The sequence below is a fragment of the Coprococcus eutactus genome, from assembly GCF_001404675.1.
Classification (GTDB): Bacteria; Bacillota; Clostridia; order Lachnospirales; family Lachnospiraceae; genus Coprococcus; species Coprococcus aceti.
Map to the genome: position 1 here is coordinate 68,117 of NZ_CYXU01000007.1, position 21,462 is coordinate 89,578.

At 43.4% G+C, this 21,462-nt stretch carries 14 protein-coding genes and 1 pseudogene; 10 read left to right on the forward strand and 5 right to left on the reverse strand.

The features are described 5' to 3' along the window. Window positions 1-35: 35 nt before the first annotated feature. Together ARA78_RS12135 and ARA78_RS12140 are read right to left on the reverse strand one after the other, a co-directional pair. Window positions 36-1,562 (reverse strand): CoA-transferase, encoded by a 1,527-nt coding sequence (locus ARA78_RS12135; protein WP_015534080.1) that lies wholly within the window; start codon window positions 1,560-1,562, stop codon window positions 36-38. Between the two features lie 43 nt (window positions 1,563-1,605). Continuing rightward, the gene (locus tag ARA78_RS12140; protein ID WP_055223584.1) at window positions 1,606-1,950 is read right to left on the reverse strand and encodes a helix-turn-helix domain-containing protein; all 345 of its coding nucleotides are present in this window, start codon (window positions 1,948-1,950) and stop codon (window positions 1,606-1,608) included. A 130-nt stretch (window positions 1,951-2,080) separates the two neighbouring features. Here ARA78_RS12140 and ARA78_RS12145 point away from each other — a divergent pair, with 130 nt between their 5' ends. Further along, a complete protein-coding gene (locus ARA78_RS12145; RefSeq protein WP_022216065.1) occupies window positions 2,081-2,461 on the forward strand; it encodes a hypothetical protein in 381 nt (126 codons plus the stop codon). Between the two features lie 238 nt (window positions 2,462-2,699). Here the strand turns inward: ARA78_RS12145 and ARA78_RS12150 are convergent, their stop codons facing one another. Beyond that, the gene (locus ARA78_RS12150; RefSeq protein ID WP_055280595.1) at window positions 2,700-3,296 is read right to left on the reverse strand and encodes an N-acetyltransferase; all 597 of its coding nucleotides are present in this window, start codon (window positions 3,294-3,296) and stop codon (window positions 2,700-2,702) included. A gap of 292 nt (window positions 3,297-3,588) precedes the next feature. Here ARA78_RS12150 and ARA78_RS12155 point away from each other — a divergent pair, with 292 nt between their 5' ends. The 4 genes and pseudogenes from ARA78_RS12155 to ARA78_RS14605 all read left to right on the forward strand — a co-directional run bounded on the left by ARA78_RS12155 (window position 3,589) and on the right by ARA78_RS14605 (window position 5,008). After that, entirely contained in the window at window positions 3,589-3,882 is a 294-nt protein-coding gene (locus tag ARA78_RS12155) for a type II toxin-antitoxin system RelB/DinJ family antitoxin (protein ID WP_015534078.1), read from the forward strand. Beyond that, the gene (locus ARA78_RS12160; protein ID WP_015534077.1) at window positions 3,872-4,186 is read left to right on the forward strand and encodes a type II toxin-antitoxin system RelE/ParE family toxin; all 315 of its coding nucleotides are present in this window, start codon (window positions 3,872-3,874) and stop codon (window positions 4,184-4,186) included. Before ARA78_RS12155 ends, ARA78_RS12160 begins: the two co-directional genes overlap by 11 nt. A 187-nt stretch (window positions 4,187-4,373) precedes the next feature. Then, window positions 4,374-4,682 (forward strand): type II toxin-antitoxin system RelB/DinJ family antitoxin, encoded by a 309-nt coding sequence (locus ARA78_RS12165; protein WP_015534076.1) that lies wholly within the window; start codon window positions 4,374-4,376, stop codon window positions 4,680-4,682. Further along, window positions 4,679-5,008: pseudogene (locus ARA78_RS14605) on the forward strand (type II toxin-antitoxin system RelE/ParE family toxin). Before ARA78_RS12165 ends, ARA78_RS14605 begins: the two are co-directional and overlap by 4 nt. A gap of 66 nt (window positions 5,009-5,074) precedes the next feature. Here ARA78_RS14605 and ARA78_RS14120 read toward each other — a convergent pair. Next, window positions 5,075-5,356: a sodium ion-translocating decarboxylase subunit beta gene (locus tag ARA78_RS14120; protein ID WP_055145690.1), complete on the reverse strand. Its 282-nt coding sequence runs from the start codon at window positions 5,354-5,356 to the stop codon at window positions 5,075-5,077. Between the two features lie 4 nt (window positions 5,357-5,360). After that, window positions 5,361-5,537 (reverse strand): sodium ion-translocating decarboxylase subunit beta, encoded by a 177-nt coding sequence (locus ARA78_RS14125; RefSeq protein ID WP_238050747.1) that lies wholly within the window; start codon window positions 5,535-5,537, stop codon window positions 5,361-5,363. Window positions 5,538-6,196: 659 nt separating this feature from the next. Here ARA78_RS14125 and ARA78_RS14415 point away from each other — a divergent pair. The 5 genes from ARA78_RS14415 to ARA78_RS12195 all read left to right on the forward strand — a co-directional run bounded on the left by ARA78_RS14415 (window position 6,197) and on the right by ARA78_RS12195 (window position 21,423). Beyond that, the gene (locus ARA78_RS14415) at window positions 6,197-6,322 is read left to right on the forward strand and encodes a hypothetical protein (protein WP_015534073.1); all 126 of its coding nucleotides are present in this window, start codon (window positions 6,197-6,199) and stop codon (window positions 6,320-6,322) included. A 235-nt stretch (window positions 6,323-6,557) separates the two neighbouring features. Next, the gene (locus ARA78_RS12180; RefSeq protein ID WP_055272459.1) at window positions 6,558-7,940 is read left to right on the forward strand and encodes a hypothetical protein; all 1,383 of its coding nucleotides are present in this window, start codon (window positions 6,558-6,560) and stop codon (window positions 7,938-7,940) included. After that, window positions 7,891-8,592 carry an ABC transporter ATP-binding protein gene (locus ARA78_RS12185; protein WP_022058060.1) on the forward strand — a complete coding sequence of 234 codons (702 nt, stop codon included), beginning with the start codon at window positions 7,891-7,893 and terminating at the stop codon, window positions 8,590-8,592. The genes ARA78_RS12180 and ARA78_RS12185 overlap by 50 nt, the downstream gene beginning before the upstream one ends. Beyond that, a complete protein-coding gene (locus ARA78_RS12190) occupies window positions 8,555-11,107 on the forward strand; it encodes an ABC transporter permease (protein ID WP_055280596.1) in 2,553 nt (850 codons plus the stop codon). The genes ARA78_RS12185 and ARA78_RS12190 overlap by 38 nt, the downstream gene beginning before the upstream one ends. A 254-nt stretch (window positions 11,108-11,361) precedes the next feature. After that, on the forward strand, window positions 11,362-21,423 hold the full coding sequence (locus ARA78_RS12195; protein WP_055280597.1) for an InlB B-repeat-containing protein: 10,062 nt from the start codon (window positions 11,362-11,364) through the stop codon (window positions 21,421-21,423). Window positions 21,424-21,462 lie beyond the last annotated feature (39 nt).

Here is a 21,462-nt window from a genome sequence, read left to right on the forward strand (position 1 = left end):
TAATATATTAGGATTTATTTTTCTCAGCCTTCTAGCTATCGCAGCCTTTCATCCACCTCAACCTTGAAAGGAAGCTTGTTCAGAATGTCATGTTCAAGATCAATTCCCGGGTACACCTCAATGAGCTTAAGTCCCTTTTCAGTGAGCTCAAATACGCATCGTTCTGTGACGTATATAACCCTCTGCCTGTTTGCCAGCGCACGTTTTCCTGAGAAACTGATGCTTCTGACATCGTTTACGAACTTAGGAATGCTTCCCTCGTTTTTGATGGTCACGATGCCGTCATTGTCCTCCACGGCAAGCCCCTTCGTATCAAATGTGAGACAGAACACAACGGTTGCTGTCTTGGCGGTGATATTTGCAAATCCGCCTACACCGGCAAATGCGCCAGGACCCTTGTGGGCATTTACATTCCCGAACCTGTCAACCTCGATCCCGCCCATGAAACAGATATCAAGACCGCCATTGTTGTAGAGATCAAACTGGTTTGCCATGTCATATATGGAGTCTGCGCCGATAACAGCGCCGAACACCTTGCCCGATGCAGGAAATCCTCCTACACCGCCGGATTCTACGGTCAGGGTTATCTTGTCCAGAATACCGTTCTCTCTGGCATACTTGGATACAGTCTCCGGAATCCCAACACCTATGTTGACTATATCGTCCGGTTTCAATTCCAGAGCGGCCCTTCTTCCAATGATCTCTGCGCTTGTATTGACGACATTCTTTGTCTTGGTACGACCGGAAAGCATCTCAGCCCAGTCCTGCCACTGTGAATATGGAATCTCAAAACTTCCTGTCAGGGATTCGTATGATGCGTGTCTTGGCTCCGGCGGTATCTCAACGATAGCGTCAACCAGACATCCCGGAATGATGGTATTGTGAGGTCTTGATGGCCTTGCCACAAGTCTGTCAACCTGCACGATGACCTTTCCGCCATTTGCCTTTACGGCCTGACAGATAGACAGCGCATCTCCTGCGGTAAACAGATCCTCAAATGAGATGTTGCCCTTGCGGTCGGCAGCAGTTCCCTTGATGATAGCCACGTTGATAAGCGGCAGCTTGTAGTAGAGGAATTCCTCACCGTCCAGCTCAACGTATTTTACAAGTGAGTCGTCCTTTGATATGTTGTTGATTCCCGGTCCCTCAAGTCTCGGATCGACAAATATATCCAGCCCGACCTTGGAGAGTGCTCCCGGAAGTCCGCCGGCCTGCGCACGTATTGCGTGTGATATACAGCCGAGTGGGAGATTGTATGCCTCAAATCTGTCCTCAAGGACAAGCTTCTTGGTGCTGTACATGGCACCGAAATGTCCACAGATGATCTTGTCAACGGCGCCGTCTCTTATGTATCCCTCTGCCGCCTTGTTCTCATCCCACGCACCAAAGCCCGCGCTTGATATAGCTGTGAGGTGCTTCGGTGAACCTGTCCTCTGGTATCTTTTATATAATGCCTCGTGAAGCTCGATTGGAATATCTATGCCGAGAAATGAGTTGAGTGCGATCACATCTCCGTCATTTATAAGATCCATTGCCTCGTCGGCTGTCATTATCTGGTACATTTGTTCTATCCTTTCGTTTATATAAAAAATCAATCAAAATCTGCTATGAATTTATTAGCAGGTTACAATATGATAACATTCTTTGTAAGAGTTCTGTATCCTTGTTCTGACATAAATCAACAAGGGCAAAGAGCTCAGGATTCTTGTTTTTGTCAATTACGATTTGTGTCGCGGCCGGAGAATCCGAAAGACCGGTCAAATATTCAACAGATGTGTTAAAACATTGAGCAATAATTTCCAGCGTTTGCTGAGATGGGACTCTCTCTCCGTACTCATATCTGCAATATCCTATTTTGGAAAGATTGAGTCTCCTGGATGCTTCAGCCATAGTAATTCCCATATTTTCTCTCACAATTTTTAATCGTTCTGGAATTAATTTAGCAGACATTATTATTCCTCCTAGACTAAATATTGACAGTAACCATTGGATAATATAAAATAGATATATCCAATGGTTACTATACAACAAATAATAGCCTTATTCAACATTTAATATAGAATAGAGGGAGATATATAATATGCGAAATGAGGACAAGTTAATAAAAGTAGCACATTATAACACTAAACTCAATTCAGTATTAGGTTTTGATTATAGTGCTTTTACAATTTATAGATCTAAGGGATTGTTGACACATCTTATTAAAAGAAAGCATTTTGTTGCTGCAAAATACATTGATCGTTTAGATGATATAATTAGTCATCCAGACTATGCAGGATGTTATAATGGAAATATAGAGTTGGTTAAATGTTATAATGACAATATTTTTGTTTCAATCAAATTAGATGAAAAGGAATCAAAATATTATATTGCTACAGTATTTGATGTAAAAAAAGGAAAAATAGATTCATATGTAAAGTCAGGCAGATTGGTGCCGATATGTAGTAATATATTTGGTTAGATAAGATATCTTGACTTTATCGGTAAGCAATGGTATCATCATTGTATACATTTGACAAGCAGGAAAGGCACCCTGCGCTCCCACGGGAACCTGATATGATGGATACGCCGCCCATCCAAATGTAAACATTAAATACTTAAAAATGTCAGATAAATATGAGCAATGATTTGGAGCTTATATCTATCTGACATTTTTAATTTGCGTCAGCAACGAGCTAAAGCGTGCTGCTCCTTGTTCCCTAATCAGGATACTTGATCAGATCGTACATCTTGCCATAAACACCCATATCGCGCACACCCTCAAGCTCCATGCCGAGATGCATGTATTTGTCGCACTTTGACTTGGCATCCGTCTCAAGGATGACTGGAACGTGCAACCTGTTTCCCTCAGAGAAGGCCATGTCCAGAACTTTCCTCATGTATCCCTGTCCCTGGTATTGTTCGCGGACGCAGACCATGCCGACAAATATAAATTTTTTTTTCTCTTTTTTCATTCGATCCTGAAGGGATTTTCCTCCCTTGGACAGAGCTTTTCCCATGCAGATCATCTCTTTAAGGCTCATGTTGTGAAAAAGAGCTTTGAGGATAGCCATGCCAGCTTTGAAATTCATTTTCTGTCCCGGCAGGGTATAGGCGATATACCCCTCGCCGCGTTCGCTTGTCGTATAGAGCATTTGTCCCTCAAATGCCATACGAACGTAGCCGGCTATGTAATTTGCCACTGCCTCTTTGCTGCTGTAGAACACGCCCATACCTGTTTCTTGCCCGTAGTCGTAATATCCAAACGCATGGCCGATATCCTCGGCTGCCTGTTCATCCCATTTTGTTATCTTCATAGCATTTTCTCCGTTCAATAATTGTGTTGTAATTTCTAATTCCACCCATACGGTTAGATACATCTAACCGTAATCATATTATCATATATAGAGTGAAAATGAAACTATGATCTCATTCAGGATGACATGATAGAAATATATGAAGATGTGAAGGATGCCGATGTCATAGTGTTTGCATATGAAACATCACTACTAAAACAATACATTTGTATTGAATTGGCATAAATTAAGTATTATAATTTATAAAGAAGCGGTGGAGTTGCATATTATTAATACTAGGAGGTGCATGAGAATGGCAAGCACAATACAGGTAAGGGTAGACAATGATCTTAAGTCAAAATCAGATAAATTATTTCATGATCTTGGAACAGATACTACGACAGCTATAAGAATTTTTCTTACCCAGGCAGTTGCAAATAATGGATTTCCATTTGAGATAAAAAGGGTTGTTACAGATCCATATGTGGCAATGACAGAGGAACAGATGATAGACAAACTGGCGAAGTCAAGACAACATGCTGAAAAAGGTGAATGTCGTGATGCTGATGTTGTGATAGATGATATGAGGAAGAAGTATGACTTATGAGGTGGTTTTGACAAAAGATGCAGAGAATGATTTGGATAATTTTATTCAATATCTCTTATTTGAAAAACATAGTAAACAGGCTGCAGCAAATGTTCTTCAGGACTTTGAGAATACGAAAAGAAGTTTGGAAAAAATTGCTTCAAGTTTGAAACTATGTGATAATCTGCGCTTGAGAAAGCTGGGATATAGAAGAATTAATTTTGAAAGACATAGATATTTTATGTTATATCGAATAGAAGGAGAACGTATTATAGTAGATAATATATTTCACGAATTACAGGATTTTGAGGGGAAAATGATATAGAACAATCCGTAGCGCAATTAACATTAAAGAGTGGGAAGCAATACAATACGCTTCCCACATATTTTTCTTATATGAGTAAGTGTATGATAGTGTATTTCTATTTGAGATAAAAGTATTGCTGTTGTGCGGACATATGCTTATAATTAAGGATAGATGGAAACACTACTTATGAAAGGAGATGCTTTATATGGCTACAAAATCTGCAAATTTATATGCAAGGATTGAACCAGATGTCAAAGAAAAAGCAGAAAGTATCTTGGCTACACTGGGTATCCCTGCTTCTAGTGCTATAAATATGTTTTATAAACAGATTATCTTACAGAGAGGACTTCCATTTGAAGTAAAAATACCATATGACAGACCTGTTGACATCAGCACATTATCAGATGCAGAGTTCGATGAAGAATTGGAGAAAGGATATGCTGATATGCAGGCTGGACGGACGAAAAATGCTAAAAAGGTCTCTACTGACATTCGTAAGGATTATGGAATATGATATATGAATTAGAGATATCCGAGCAGGCTGACAATGATCTGAGAGGAATTTTTGAATATATTGCCTTTGAATTACAATCTTCTCAAAACGCAAGCGGACAGCTTGACCGTCTGGAAGAGTAGATATTAAGTCTGGATACGATGCCGGAGCGTTATCGAAGATACGAGAAAGAACCGTGGAAAAGCCGTGGACTTCGTGTATTACTAGTAGATAATTATGTGGTATTTTATATTCCTGATAGCGATAAAAAGGTTGTAACCATTCTTAGAGTAATGTATGCAGGACGTGACACAGACAATCAGTTAAATCTATACACAAAGCAATAGGGTAAAGCAAATGCTACAGCAGCATAAAACTGCTGTGGCATTTTGTGTATATAAAACCATGTAATTTTAACTCAAAAGCGTTATATAAATTCCCGTAAGTATCGCAGTCGTTATAACTCCGTAGATATTTGCGCCCAGGGCGTAGTCGAGAATAAATGCTGAAGGGTCAGCCTTGGATGCCGCCTTCTGGGCGACCTTTGCGGTAGAAGGTACGCATGACACTCCGGCAATACCGACAGTAGGGTTGAAGTTTCCACGTTTGAAGAGGTATACGATGTAGCCTCCGACTATTCCGCCGATACCTGAGAGGAGCAGCGCGAGCATTCCAAGGATCAGGAGCTTGAGCACCTGTTCATTCAGGAACCAGCTTTTGTTTGGATGTGATCTTGCTTTTTCTCTGTTCCCTGACGATGGCTTTGCCTCTTATGCTCTTCGGTATGAGCAGCTTGAGTGATGCAAATAAAACCATAGGTCCGTCCGCACCGCCGATGATGGAGACTGCGGCTGAAGAACCGGCATCGAGGCCCATTGCCCTGGCGATAGGGTATGTAAGTATGGTGCCCGCCTCTGAGTCCGTTGCTGAATGTGAGTGTGTATATCGGCTGCAGAAAATCTATCTGCATATATTTCATCAGGTCATCGATGGATGAAAGCGGGGGATTGATGATCAGATTTCCTGTCTGGTTATTTTCAAGGAACAGGACACCGGCACAGTCAAGAAGCTCTTCGAAGCCTTTGGCATTTTGTCTTCTCCTGGTAAGCTGTTCGCCGGTCCTTACATTGTATACTATATTTGCTTCTATGATCCGATTTGCATCGGGGGTCTTTATGTCCCCGCTTTCAAGGGATGACTCGGCATGGCTGTCAGCTCCTTTTTGCTAATAACACCCACAATATATCCAATTGAGAAAATGGTGTCAATGAACCGCGGGGGAATTGGGGGTATCTGAACCATATCTTTGCCGAGGGGCAGTACGCTTTCCCGGTTAATATGCGAGTACCTAATCTTCACAAAATCTTCACAAAATAATTAGCACTCACCTCTTGACATTGCTAGCATAGAGGACTATAACATAGTCAAAGATAAGAAAAGGATAGCACAACCGGTGGTGCAGATGACCGTTCGGCATATGCACTGCAGATTTCTGTTATATAACATTTTAGGAAAACAGAAAGGAAGTGTTCAAAATGGATAAGAACCCAAAGCATCCATTGAAGAAAAAGAAAGTAGTTCAGAAGGTATATGCGACAGCAAATCATAACGCTGCAGCAGCTGAAGAACCGGCTACACCAAAGTCAAAAAAGCATAAATAGTATATGAGACAAAGGTCCCCTGTATCTGCATCAGGCAGGTATGGGGGACTTTTTTGTCGTGGGAACAGCAATATATAAATTTAATTTCTGAATATGGGGTTACTGATGTATAATATATATAACAAATATTTATGGGATACATTGTCGGACTTGACAGACTGATATATTTTCGAACTAAAATATATTGAGTGTTGATGGGATAATAGATTTGGGACACATGGGGAATATGAAAAATATGGAGAATGCGGAAGGAACGGAAACAACAGATAAGGTCAGAAAAACGGGTAAGCTGGATGAGAAGCTTTTGCCGCCGGACAAGCTTGTACTGCCTAAGGCCTCTACGCCCCAAAATCAGAACAAGCTTAATATGAAGATACTTCTGGTGGAAATTCTCATTGTGGCAGTGATCGCTGTGATCGTGATAGTTATGGCAGTAAATGGTAAGGGCAGGAATCCTGACATGAAAGGGTATTACTATAGAGGGCGCTGGCATCCAATAGGATTCGCCGGCATAGATCTGTATGGTTTCATTATGCTCATACTTATGTGTATTGGCCTCGGAGTGATGCGGGTAATCCCGGGTACTATAGCGGATTTTTCGACAAGACCGGGGAAAGAGAAACGTGGGGAGCTTGAATCTATCAGGAGAAATAATTATGCAAAGCATTTGTGCAGATTGATCGAGATCGATAAGACGGAAATTTTGGATAATATGAGAGATAGATTCAATCCTGTAGTCCAAATCCTTTTTTCGGAGGCGCAGGCTGAATGTCTGAATAGATCGAGGGCCTGCAATCATCTTATGGTCAGACTGGGGCTTGGCAGTGTGGATATATCTGATCATGTGGTGGTTCAGGAGGCTGGCGGAAAGCGGGAGAGAGAGGTACAGCTCACAGACGTTGCAAATGAGGTGAAGATAAAAACGGCAGTTATCCACGACTTGCCGGTGGTGCTGGATCTCAGCCGTACCGGGGTTATAGGAATAGTAAGTGATGGAAATAAAAAGAGTGCATTTGATATAGCGAGAAATATCATAGGCCAGCTTGAGATAAATGAGACAAATGACAGGATTCAGCTAGCATTTGCCTGTGATCCGGGTGATGGTGAATGGGTAGGATATGATGAGCTTTATCTGGCGGACCGTAAGAATGGAGAAATCTCTTTTGCCGCAGGAGAAGCTGATGTGAAGGGCTTGTTAGACATGCTGGCAAATGAGCTTCAGAAAAGAAATGGTACTCTGGATTATTTTGTGAACAGCGAGAATGTAGGCGGATATAGGCATATAGTTTTGTTTGTTGACGATCCCGGACTTCTGGAGGGGCATTTGATAAATCGGTACATTTTGCCGGGGGAAGAAAATCTGGATTTTACAGTTGTCGTTCTCTCTGATGATGAAGAGAAGTTTATTTTGGAGATGGACTGTGAGATAATACAAAATGATGATTTTGCGGGAATATATAAGCCTGGAACGGAAGAGTGGATAGAGATCAAATTTGACAGGGTGACCGAGGCAAGGCTGTGGAGCCTGGATGAGATTGTAAGAAAGAACAGTGAAAGGATGGTGCAGGATGAGCTACGTAGAATTTCGAGATGTAAAGAAAGTATACAAGACAGGTGAGGTGGAGATCAATGCTCTGCGCGATGTGGATTTTGAGATAGAAAAGGGAGAGTTCTGCGTTATAGTTGGAGCCTCTGGTGCGGGCAAGACTACTATCTTGAATATACTTGGCGGTATGGATACTCTGACAAGCGGCAGCGTGAAGCTGGATGGCAGAGAGATATCAACTTTGAATAAGAGACAGCTCACGGCATACAGAAGGTATGATGTGGGATTTGTATTCCAGTTCTACAATCTGGTGCAGAACCTTACAGCACTTGAGAATGTGGAGCTTGCGGCACAGATCTGCAAGGAACCACTGGATGCTGCGACAGTTCTGAAGCAGGTGGGACTTGAGGATCGTATGGCGAACTTTCCGGCGCAGCTCTCAGGTGGTGAGCAGCAGAGAGTTGCAATAGCGAGGGCACTGGCGAAGAATCCGAAGCTTCTGCTCTGTGATGAGCCGACCGGAGCTCTGGATTACAACACAGGGAAGGCAGTGTTGAAGCTCCTTCAGGATACATGCAGAAATACGGGAACGACAGTTATAGTCATAACGCACAACCAGGCACTCACAGCCATGGCGGACAGAGTCATCACGGTTAAGAGCGGAACTGTGGAGAAAGTGGTTATGAATGATAACATCAGGAACGTTGAAGATCTGGAATGGTAGGTGGCCTATGAAATCAATGATGAGACGCACGACATTTCGTGAGATAAAAAATACATTTGGAAGATTTGCAGCCATCATGGCGATCATAGCCCTGGGCGTGGGATTCTTCTCGGGTCTCAAGATGACGAAGCCGGACATGATGAATACCATATCGAATTTCCTTGACAAGGGAAATTTCTATGATCTGCATCTTCTGTCAACTCTTGGATATACGGATGATGACGTGGATTCATTTGCCGGGGAGAAGGATGTGCTGTACGCTGAGGGCGGTTATAGTCTGGACGTCCTATACAAGAACCAGGGTGAAAATGACAGGGTGTTGAAGACTATGTCAGTTCCGGAAAACATCAATAAACTGAGTCTTGTGGACGGACGCATGCCGGAAAAGGAAGATGAATGTGTTGTAGATGCCAAGATGGACAGTATAAAGATAGGTGATGTCATAGAGGTGGCAGATGACGATGCAGCAGAAGGTGAGGACAGCAGTACACAGGATATCCTTAAGGTGAAGAAATTCACCGTTGTCGGAACTGTCAACTCCCCTCTTTATATTAATTTTGAAAGAGGCACCACAACCCTTGGAAATGGTAAGATCGCGGGCTTTGTATATGTCAGCCCTGAAGCATTTGACAGCGAATGCTACACCGATGTATATGTGAAATTTGACAGAAAGTTTGATATGTATGCCGATGAGTATGAAGACTATATAGACGACAGGAAAGACGAATGGGAGTCAATATGTAAGGCCAGTGTACTGGACAGATATAAGGATATCCTCATGGCAAAGGGTATGACGGAGGATATGGTGAAGGACATAACGCTGGATGATGCAGATGGTGTGAATTATTACATACTCGGCAGGGAGACGAATATCGGATATGTCTGCTTTGAGAGCGATTCAGACATAGTGAATGGAGTTGCAAAGGTATTTCCGGTATTCTTCATATTGGTTGCCGTGCTCGTGTGTATGACTACCATGAACAGGATGGTTGAGGAGCAGCGCTCTATGATAGGTATGCTGAAGGCTCTAGGCTATGGCAAGGCGGCGATCATGGGAAAATATATGATCTATTCGGGAACTGCGGCTGTAGTAGGATGTGCAGGTGGATATCTTATAGGTACATATGTATTTCCGGAGGTTATCTGGTATGCATATCATATGATGTATATACATATGCCGCTTGAGAGAACCACAGACTGGACGCTGGTTATTGGCGTGCTGGCAGCATCCCTTTTGTGCACTGTAGGTACAACTTGGTTTTCCTGTAGATACGAGCTTTCTGAGACTGCGGCAAGTCTTATGAGGCCTAAGGCTCCGAAGCCGGGCAAGAGGGTGTTCCTTGAGCATATCCCATTTATATGGAAGAGACTGAAATTCCTGAGAAAGGTAAGTGTCAGAAATGTATTCAGATATAAAAAGCGTTTTTTTATGATGATAATAGGAATAAGCGGCTGTACTGCGCTGCTGCTCACAGGCTTTGGAATAAATGATTCCATAAGCGGATTTGCGGACAATCAATATGGGGAGATACAGGTCGGAGATGGAGTGATAACGCTGAATACATCGATTGCGGGTGATAGAGAAGATGAGCGCTTCAGTAGTCTGAAAGACCGGCTGGAGGAGGATACCTCCTGCTATGATCTCGTCAGTGAATCTACCTGGGATCTGGTTCATGATGGCGGCGTAAAGTCTGTGAACATGGTCATCATGGAAGAACCTGAGCACGTTGACAGGTATATGAAGTTTGCGGATAAAGATGGTGCGGAGATAGAATATCCGGGCAAAGGGGAAGCTGTGATCAATACTGCGCTGGCAGAACAGTACGACATCAAAACGGGCGATATAATAATGGTCAGAGACAGCGAGATGAAAGAGATAAGAGTCTCCGTATCAGGCATATTCAGGAATCATGTATACAACTATGTGTATATATCACCTGAAACATATGAGGATCAGATGGGGGAAGCACCTCAGTACAAATCGGTGTACTTCAATCTTGAGGAAGGCGCAGATTCGCACGAGATATCTGCTGATCTTATGGGTGATGCAGCAACAGCATCAGTGACTATCAACAAGGATATGAAGAACAGGATATCTAAGATGATGGAGAGTCTGAATTATATAGTAATTGTAGTTATACTCTCGGCGGGGGCGCTTGCATTTATCGTTCTCTACAACCTGACAAATATCAATATCACAGAGCGCCTCAGGGAGATAGCAACCATAAAGGTTCTGGGATTTTTCAAAAACGAGACTTCAGATTATGTGTTCAGGGAGAACAGAGTCCTGACAACATTTGGAATCGCTGTGGGACTTGTGCTTGGAGTGTTTTTGCATGCATTTGTCATAGGACAGATCAAGGTGGATATGGTCGCATTTGATACATATATAGCGCCGATGAGCTATGTGTACAGTATCGTTCTGACATTTGTGTTCAATTTCCTTGTCAACAGAGTCATGTCAGTCAAGCTTGATAAGATAAATATGGCGGAATCGCTTAAGTCGGTGGAATGATCCTTTCATATATGGCATGTAACAGAATAGTTTAGATGTTTATTACGATCCACAGGGCGTACAGTATAGACGGTACGTTCTGTGGATTTTTTTGCAAAAAAGTTGTTTTTACCTCCTGTTACTAGCCTTTTGGTTAGTGTACATGGAAAAACACAGCAATTATAATTGTAAATATATTATTGATACCAGAATGTGGCAGCTTAAAACGGCTGGTGTTCATGGCTGGTTTTTTTAGTGAAAGGGAGGAAGAAATTATGAGAAAGAGGGCGATAAGCTGGGCGCTGACGGCCAGTATGGTGCTATCTATGCTGTCCGGATTTATTCCCGGACAAAAAGCATACGCGGCGGACAGCTCGAAGAAAACAGGCAAGACGGTGGTCGAGACGGAGATTGACGAAAGTACATACAAAGCTCTGGGCCTCAGCACCGATATAGACAAAAGCAAAGCTGCGGTGCCGTATGACAAGGATAATATATCTACATTTGCAGAGGTGAATGAGGTATACGTTGCGGCAAACGGCAATTACAGAAACAAGTACACTGTGCGAGACGGATTTGACAGGATTGGAGATTTCAAGGACAGGACTACAAAGGTAAACAGCAGCCTTGGCAATCTGTACGGAGCGTATGGTTTCTATGATCTTGGCAAAGATAATGTGAAAGTGGAACACGGCGGATCGGGAGACAGTAACATAAGTAGCAACATGGGAAATGTTCTAAAAAAGGACAGTAATGGTTTTAACGGCCTGTATGCGACAAGCGTTGCATTTGATGGAGGCGACGGAAAAACCAACTACGTTGCGGAGCTAAGAGTACATGGAGATAAAGTATTCAGTCCAGCTGGATGGAAAAGTATTAAAACTGTCATAGACGGCAAGGAGTACCGCGGAAAGATAGATGTGAGTATTTTCAAGATAGCAGCTGATGGTACAAGATCTTCAATTGCTACGCTTACCCCTACTTTAAACAAGAATTCTACATATGGCGATGGACTTTTGTATTTTATCAGAAGATACCAGCAGGAGCTGGATGCGATGTTTGAGATCGAAAAGGCCGATCTGAATGGAGATGGCTTTGAAGATCTTCTCGTATACTGTGGAACTTACGAGGATAGAAATATAAACGATCAGAACATACGCTATGCCATAGTCGATGTATATTATGGCAAGGGAAACGGCAGGTTCACAAAGGGAAATAATATAAGCATACCGGGCGGGCTTGCATCTAATTATGAAAGTGGAGCGGGTGGATCGTGGTGTGATTATGGAATAGGAAGAGCTCCTGTGGTAACTCTGGCCGGCGGTGATCTGGAGCAGGATGGCCGGGATGAGGCCGCGGTTGCCGTATCTGGATCAGTTCAGAATCGCAACATGGCAAAGGCAGGTCATATGACCGTCTATACATATAAAGACGGCGGACTTGTCCCTATAGAAGGTCTGAATGAAGTGTCACTTGGAGACACAGATGGCAAAAAACAGAACTACGGAATGTATGCTGCAAACTGTGCATTTGGTCGGTTTAAGTATCCCGGATCAGGAGCCATGGTCACAGGACTTATAGTTGGTGGATATTATTCGAGCAATTCTCAATATTTGCAGATGGAATATGAAGCCACGCAGGCTGCATACAGATACGTATACTACGATAGTCTGACGGATAATTATGTGTTGTCAGATTATCATACGAGAAGCCTGGGGACTAAGAGTAAAGAAATCGTGAAATATCACGAGGTTAAAAATAAAGAATATTACAGACCTGTGAATGCACCTCTGGCGCTTGCGTGTGCAGACCTTAAGGGCATGAACGGCAATAATGAAAATGACAGTGTGCTTTTTGGCGCAGAGGTATATGCTTTCTCACTGGAAGATGGCGGAATAACAGGTTCGGAGATAGGAAGCATGAGTATATGTACCGACCAGCGCAATCAGGGCAACGACAAGAAGAAAAAAGATCAGGTGTGGATCGGCGATGTCAGGGTTGGCTGTGTCGATAAGGATGCCAAGGGGAACAATTACAGACAGAGTTTTGTGTGCGTTGTGGGAGTGCACAGAGAGAAGAAACTCAATGATAAAGATGATTATTACTGGCTGGACATAGCGACATTTTCTATGGATGGCGGCAGCCCATACAGCAGTCAGGAGGGTGTAGTATGCCAGTCGAACAGCAGACAGGATATGTATGGAACATTTGTTTCACTGTGTCTTCCGGATATTGATAATGACAGTGTGCGGTTAAAGTACGAGGGAGAGTATCCGGTATACACAAATCCAGAGGTCTATGCAATCCTTCAGGCAAGTCCGTATTTTGATGATGTTCAGGAAGTATATGAATATGTAAATAACGGTGGAACATCATATTCAACAAGCAAAGGTTCATCGAACACGGTATCAGCTAACTTGTCAATATCAGTTGGCGCGTATGTGTCGTCGGAGATCCAGCTCATCGGAGCAGGTGAGGTAGAGGTTGAACTTTCGTATGGAGCAAGCTTTGAATATGCAAATACAAAGACAACGGAATATGAGATAACATATAATGCCGCAGGTGGAGGTTCTGATCAGGTCGTTCTGTACTGTTTGAAATATATGTATTACGAATACTCCATATATGATCCGATTGCGAGAAAATGGGAGCCGGTGGTTATGCCGGTATGTCTCGGACCTTCAACTTCAATCATAGATGTGGCAGATTACGACAAGGTTGCAAGAAGGAGCAAGGGGCTCAACGAGATATATAATAATATTCTGAATAACACAGCGGGAGACCCTGCTACATACCAGACTCTTGGAGGTAAATTAAAGTACGCCTATCAGTCAGGTGGAAATAACAATTATTCTTCTGTAAATGCCAGCTCTGGTGCAGATCAGACTCAGACGATATCTGTGACTGATGAGAATGAGTATTCAACTGAAGTGTTCCTTGAGGCGAACGAAAAGCTTGGTGCTGGAGGCGGAGGACTCGGTAATAAGGTTATCGTCGGTGTAACATCAAGCCAGCATGCGGGTCTTGGTCACACCCGTGTAAGCTCGAATGGTGTTACATACAGTGGAACGGTGGACAATGTTCCGGCAGACTGCACAGGGTTCTCATTTGACTGGCAGCTGCGGGTGAACACTGCAAAGCTGAACAGCGACAGTGATTCAGTGTTCGTCATTGGCTATGATGTTAAGAATGTTGTTCGTCCGGCGCGTATGCCGATGGGACTTTCTGTTGTCGACACAACGAGAAACAGTGTCAGTCTTGAGTGGTCACCGTCCAATGATGCAGATTACTATGAGGTCTGTATCGTTGATGCAGGAGGTAATTACAACAGCAAGGCAGTTGTGCCATATACAGTTACTGACTATGAAGTGAAGGGACTATATTCCAACAGGACTTACACATTTGCAGTGAGGGCTCTTCAGGCAAATGGTTCAAAGAGTCTGTTCAGCCGTCCGGCAACCGCGACGACACTTCAGGACAGTTCTAATTTCCATATAACAAAGAACCCTGATGATACAAATACGTTTGCGGGTGGAAATGCAGAATTTGCGGCAAATGCGGTTTATTATGATGGGGATGGAGTAAACCAGAGCGTTGGATACAACTGGCAGGTTAATACAGATAATGGATGGAGAAGCGTATCGACAGGAGGCAGCAATCCTACGCTCAGACTTACTGATGTAAGTGATGAAATGGATGGAAACGAATATCGATGCAGAGTTTATTACAACGACATCACACTCTACACCAAGACTGCGACACTCACTGTAAATAAGGCGGACAGCAAGGTCATGCTTCTGGCGCACAACGATACCGAGAATAAAGATTTGTCGGATGGCAGCGTAGTCAGGGCATCGGGCTCAGAGACTACAAAGGTGGAGAACGTGACTAAGGAGAGAAATCTTATAACAGTCACATCCGGAGTCGGGGAATATATTCTTGTCAGCGACGGAACAAACTATATGTGGAAAGATAGTGACGAGAATTACTATCCATGCAGCGTAAGCGTCAAAAAGGACAGCGATGGTTACGTGGATGAATCACAGACATTTAAAGCATCTGATGTGGGCGGCACGGCATATGGTGTGAGTGAATCAGATTTCATCGCAGATATTGATGGCAATACTTACAAGCTGATCAGCGTAAATGCAGCTGACTATGCAGGTGAAAAGGTGTCATATGCATCTGATGATGTTACATATGACAGGATACTCGCAAAATGGGTATCAGAGGATGGCAGCAAGAACTTCTATCTTCTCGGAAACACATCGGGAAGTGAAGACAGTACGGTGTACTATTATGTGGCAGGTAGTGAAAGCGGAAGTTTTACTATGACTTCAAAGAAGACTCTTAATGTGTCAGATACTGTCAAGGTGGTCCAGACTGATCTCAAATCGGTATATCAGACCAAGACGGTGAGATCTGAGACCACAGGGGCAGAGGTCACATATACAGGAGACAAGATCACACTCAGCTGTCAGCCGAAATCACTGTCAGGTGAGGATGTACAGGGAGATGTGGAATTTGTCATCACAGGACCTGAGAGCAAGCGCATAGCTGGTAAGTATGACAGAGCAAATGGCTGCTATACTGCACAGTGGGAGCCATCCGGACAGGGAATATACAACGTATATGTATACTTTGCAGGAAACAAACAGTACAACGACAGTATATCTGACTCGATGGCTATATATACCTCATTTGAGGGAAAGACGAACATGAATCTGACCATGCAGGATAATGTAAGATATGGAGATTCAGTGAAGATGTCTCTGGAGAGAGTGTCATACGACAATACAGGAAAGCTTCAGGATATCACGGACGATTCAGAATACACTGTCAAAATAAAGAATAATAAGACAGGAGAATTTGAGGACACAGACAAATACGAACTTGCAAACGGCGTGTTTATACCGAAGTCTATTGGAATGTTCCAGATAACGGCATCAAATGGCGGAGACAAGACCCAGAAGAATATAAATGTTGGAATGGCACAGCTTGAGATAGCTGCCCAGGATACAGAGAAAAGTGTAAATGATTCTGTAAGAGAGTGCGAGGATGCGGTGATAACAGGTCTCAAGGCATGGGATACTGACATAATGCCTCAGAGAGACAGGGATTACGAGCTCGGATCAGTTGGAGTAAGTGGGCTGCTGCCGGGTATATATGATATAGATGTTGCATACGTCAAGGTGGGCGATCAGCATTCACAGGTTATGAATGAACTTGAGAAAAACTATATAATAAACCTGGTTAAAGCATCATACACACTGACAGGAAACGTGTACACCGTTACTGCCAGACCGGCAAATACACATGGTACAGTTTCAATCAAGTACCAGCAGCCTGGAAATGAAAACAGTGACGGACTCACAGTTGACAGTGGAACAAGACTCCCTGAGAACTCAACGATCACTTTAGCTGCTACTCCTCATAAGGGATATAAGGTTAAGAGCTGGTCACTAAATGGAAAGACAGTTACGGATCCACAGTGTGGAACATCCGGTGGCAAGGCGTGCAGCGATGACCAGATCCAGATGGCTAAGCTGAAAGCAAACATGAATGTAGCAGTAAACTTTGAGCCTGTATATCACAAGCTGACATACAAGCCGGACAATGAGGCTCACGGAACACTCAAAGCAAACTATGTGACGGATGGAACAATTGGAAAATCGTTTGGTTCAGGTGCAAACATTCATATAGAACAGAAGGTAAGACTCACTGCGGTTCCGGCAGCAGGATATGTTCTGGATCATTGGACTGTTACGGGAGAAGATGGAGTTCCAGAGACCGTTCTCGCGGAAGATGGAGTGACAAATAACACATCTCTCACATATGATGCAGAGGAGATCAGCGAGGATACACTTATCACGGCATATTTTGCAGAGGCACAGAATTTCAAAATATCAGTCTCGCCTGTAACTGTTGGAAGCGATGGAAAGACTACAGTGACAACAGGTGTGGATGTCACAGTCAAGGCTCAGCGAGTTGACGGCACAGTGACTATAGAGAGCGGTGAAGATGGTATATATGAAGTCAGCCGAGGCGACAATGTGACCATCCAGGTTACCGTTCCGTCAGGACTACTTCTCGACGGATGGTCAGCAGCAGATGGACAGGAACTTGGAACTATATCAGCGGATCTCAGGACGATGACAGTGTATGATATAGCTTCAGACCTCGATTATACAGTTAAGTACACTGCGCCGAACAGATACAAGGTGACATATGGTGCGGATGATGATGCAGCTGGTGTGGTAGATGCTGTGGCTGCAGGAAGTACAGACGCACTTGTATCCGGTGACAAGCAGCTTCAGGGAAGTGACATAGTATTTACAGCAACTCCAAATGAAGGCTACGAGGTAGCATACTGGGAGGTAAATGGCGAGAAGGTTGATGCTGAGGCAGAAGGTACTGGCGCCCAGAGGTATGAACTAGAATATCTCGGCAAGGATACAAAGGTTGTCGTATACTTCTACAAACAGCCGGTTGTGTCGTGGACATCAGGAAATGACACAGAGATGACTGCAAAGTCAGGAGATTCTGATCTGGCAAATGGCGGATATATCGCATATGCAAGTAAGGATGATCTGAAATTCTCATTTGCGGTGAAGAGAAGTTATGAGATAGCTGACATAAAGGTAAATTATGCAGGAGAGGATGTATTCAGTCTTGCGGAGGACAGCGGAGAAGGAAAGCTGACTGAGACTGCGGATGCTGAGTCCGGAACAGAGAGATACACATTTACGTGGAGTGCTCCGGCAGATGGGTTTACAGGGGATGTGACAGTAAATGCCACATACAGAAAGATCACACCATCCGTGAAGGCTGAGTATTCTCTGAAAGTGATAGAGAAGGCTTCTGCCGGAGAGTCGTCAGGAAAGACACACGGCTCTATAAGTGCAGATGTGTCAAGAAAAAATCTCCCTTCATACATACAGATAGGAGATACCATAAGTGATGCGACGGAGAGCAAATCTGCGCAGATCACAGACATATACAGAGATTCTGTCATCACATTCAAGGTTGTGCCTGATGATGGATACAATGTAAAAGAATGGATCATAAATGGACATAAGCTGACAAGCGAGACAGAGAATATAAAGTTATATTCAGACAAGAAAGTAAATGATACCCTTAAGATCACGGTTGACGGAGATTCATCTGATGTGACAGTTATGGCTGGTCTTGAGCTGGTTGGTGATGTACTCACATTTGGTCCTGAGACAGAGGGAACAGGTGAGGTGAGCGCCATGATCACATCTACAAAGCTGGTGCTCGAATCAGGAGATATGATAGGTGCTGCTTCATATGTGGAATTCACAGCGGCAGCTGCAGAAGGATACGAAGTTGCAGACTGGCTTGTAAATGGAATCAGTCAGGGCGTGGCAGAGAAGATATTTGCATACAAAGTGCCAAAGGATACGAGAGTTGATGTGAGGGCTGTGTTTGACAGACCTGTGTATAAGATAACATGGTCATCAGATGAGGGTGGACAGATAAAGGCAGAGAACATGACAGCAGATGAAGTGCTTGAAGGTAATTCTGCACAGATCAGAGGAGACAGAGAGCTTAAGTTCACAGCTGATGCCGACCAGTACATGGAATGTACAGGATTTACAGTAAAGACAGCAGAGGGAACAAAGGATTACACAGCAGAGGAGCTTGGCAGCAACGTATTTGTGGTTGACAAGGTGGCATCTGACATAGATGTTGTTGCTCACTTTGCTAAGCAGGAACTCAAGTCAGTTATAACCTTTGAGGCAAATGATGCTGCTCTTGGAGCTGTGACAGCGGTATATGGACTGGACGAGAAGGCTGAGATCACAAGTGGCGATAGCCAGGTATCCGGCGGAGATGCAGTATTTACGGCAGCTCCTGCAGATGGCCAGATGATCGAGGGCTGGTATCTTGATCCTGAGTGTACACAGGCTATAGAAGGCACTGAACTGGAGCAGACTACCTATGAGGTGAAGACTATCTACACAGATGTGGCAGTATATGTTAAGTTTGTGGAGATTCCAGAGTATACAGTTAAGGTAGGTACAACAGGAACCGGATCGGCGAAGATCACTGCATCTTCTGACGGTGAGGAACTTGAGATCGTATCAGGAGAGGTTAAGCTCAAGAGACATAAGGATCTTACAATAACAGTTGCACCGAAGGATGAATACAACACAGTTGAGCACTGGACAGTTGACGGAGCAGATGTTGATTCAGATGAACTCACATACAAGCTGACAGACATAACAAAGGATGCAGAGATATATGCATATATCGCACCATCACTTCTTGTAAATGTAATATTCAAGAATGAGGATGAAGTTAAGAAATATGACAATATAGACATCAGTACAGGTTATGTCGGCGAGGATGGAGATATAAGCGGACTTAAGCCAATAAATGCTGAGAATAACTTAGTGAGAATAGGTTCTGGCAAGGATGTAAGATTTGCCATAACACCTTCTGATGATTATATGATCCAGGCATGGACAGTTAAGTACATCAGAGGCGGAAAGGTTGTCAAGGAAGAGTCTGGCACTGACTTTGGATTTACCAACGAGATACTTTTAAATGATGTTACAAACAGCATAGAGGTAAGTGCAGAGCTTGTTGACAGAGTTGGATATGCCATTCCTGTAGAGGGAAATTATGACAGAGATAATAATCTGATAGAGACTGCAGGTGGTGAAAGCACACCGGAGACAGCTTACACTATAACAGACCTTACAAAGATACCAGACAATGTGGTATTCAAGAATGACAATGGCGTAGTTCTTGATAATATGGTAAGAGAGAACGGAGATGCGAGTGTTGTTATTACACCTGCTGAGGGCTGGAGAATCAGAGATATAATCATTGATGAACCAGAGAACGCTGAAAATTCAGAGGAGTCAGAGAATATCATGTCAGTCCAGCCAGTGCTTGCAGAGGATGGAACTGAGACAGGAGCATATCTTGTAAGTGATGTAAACGTCACAAAGAATATGGAGTTTAAAGTTGATGCAGTTAAGCTTTACTCTGTAACAATAGCAGATACAGAGCATGGAAACATAAAGGTGACAAAGCCAGATGGCACAGAGGTGGAGAACGGTGAAATGATTGACGAGAAAACTGTTCTTACATACACAGCAACACCGGATATGTACTATGACTTTGACGCATGGACAGAGGATGCGGCAGATCAGGCTGAGAGCACATTTGAAAAAGCCCTTGACGGAAGTATCACAGTGGGAGCAGCCTTCAAGGCAAGATATGCGAAGGTAAGTATTGCCACAGTGAAGAATGGTACGGTAACTGTCACAACAGCTGACGGTAAGAAGATATCTAACGGACAGCTGGTTCAGGAAGGCACAGATATCATCTGCAAGGCAATTCCTGCAAAGCATTGTGATCTGTCAGCCTGGGGCGGAGATGCCAAAGGCAAGACTGGTACTACAGTGAAACTTACGGTGACAAAGAACATGAATATAAGAGCGGCATTCAAGTTCAGGTATGTGAAGGTAGCTATTGGAAAGACTGAAAACGGATCGATCACAATCAAGACTGCGGAAGGCAAAACAGTTAAGAATGGTGCATCAGTGATCGAGGGAACGGTTCTTATCTGCACGGCAAAGGCGGCAAACAACTGTAAACTTGGAAGCTGGACAGGAAGCTTCAAGAGTACAAAAACTTCGGTAAAGGTTGCTGCAAATAAGAATATGAAAATCAATGCCAGGTTTGTAGCAAAAATACCGGCACAAAATACAGCTGGTATCAATAAGAATATCCATGCAGTAGTATCCGGAAACAAAGTGACAGTTGTGTGGGGTAAGGTTAACAAGGCTGACGGATATGATATATATGCACAGGAGTGCTATGTAAACTTTAACTCGAAAAGTCTTATTAAATCGGTAAAGGGCGCATCGGCAACCCGAGTTACAATATCCAGCATTAATGGCAAATCACTTGCTAAGTTAGATACGATCAAGCTGAGAGTAAAGGCATATAAGCTGGTAAATGGTAAGAAGAAGTATATAGACAATAGTGTCATGCTTCATATAGTTACCAATAGCAGCAAATATACCAACATCAAGAAGGTTCTGCTTCCACAGAAGAGCTACGTGTTGGGAGTTAAGCAGACGATTAAGCTTAAACCTGGATATACCAAGGCAGATGCCAGCAAGAAGGTGCTTGATGGCACACATGGTGCAAGGTATTTGTATGCATGTACAAATAAAAATGTTGCTACAGTTGATGCCAAAGGAAGAATAAAGGCAAAGGCCGCAGGAAAGTGTACGGTCTATGTAATTGCTGTAAATGGCACTACACAGGCTGTGCAGATTATAGTAAAATAAAAATAGTAGCTGCATGAGGTGCTTGATATCCGGCCCGTT

Coding starts and splice junctions, on each gene's coding strand:
- ARA78_RS12135 (WP_015534080.1), bottom strand. CDS start 1,562: ATGTACCAGATAATGACAGCCGACGAGGCAATGGATCTTATAAATGAC.
- ARA78_RS12140 (WP_055223584.1), bottom strand. CDS start 1,950: ATGTCTGCTAAATTAATTCCAGAACGATTAAAAATTGTGAGAGAAAAT.
- ARA78_RS12145 (WP_022216065.1), top strand. CDS start 2,081: ATGCGAAATGAGGACAAGTTAATAAAAGTAGCACATTATAACACTAAA.
- ARA78_RS12150 (WP_055280595.1), bottom strand. CDS start 3,296: ATGAAGATAACAAAATGGGATGAACAGGCAGCCGAGGATATCGGCCAT.
- ARA78_RS12155 (WP_015534078.1), top strand. CDS start 3,589: ATGGCAAGCACAATACAGGTAAGGGTAGACAATGATCTTAAGTCAAAA.
- ARA78_RS12160 (WP_015534077.1), top strand. CDS start 3,872: ATGACTTATGAGGTGGTTTTGACAAAAGATGCAGAGAATGATTTGGAT.
- ARA78_RS12165 (WP_015534076.1), top strand. CDS start 4,374: ATGGCTACAAAATCTGCAAATTTATATGCAAGGATTGAACCAGATGTC.
- ARA78_RS14125 (WP_238050747.1), bottom strand. CDS start 5,537: ATGGGCCTCGATGCCGGTTCTTCAGCCGCAGTCTCCATCATCGGCGGT.
- ARA78_RS14415 (WP_015534073.1), top strand. CDS start 6,197: ATGGATAAGAACCCAAAGCATCCATTGAAGAAAAAGAAAGTAGTTCAG.
- ARA78_RS12180 (WP_055272459.1), top strand. CDS start 6,558: ATGGAGAATGCGGAAGGAACGGAAACAACAGATAAGGTCAGAAAAACG.
- ARA78_RS12185 (WP_022058060.1), top strand. CDS start 7,891: ATGAGCTACGTAGAATTTCGAGATGTAAAGAAAGTATACAAGACAGGT.
- ARA78_RS12190 (WP_055280596.1), top strand. CDS start 8,555: ATGATAACATCAGGAACGTTGAAGATCTGGAATGGTAGGTGGCCTATG.
- ARA78_RS12195 (WP_055280597.1), top strand. CDS start 11,362: ATGAGAAAGAGGGCGATAAGCTGGGCGCTGACGGCCAGTATGGTGCTA.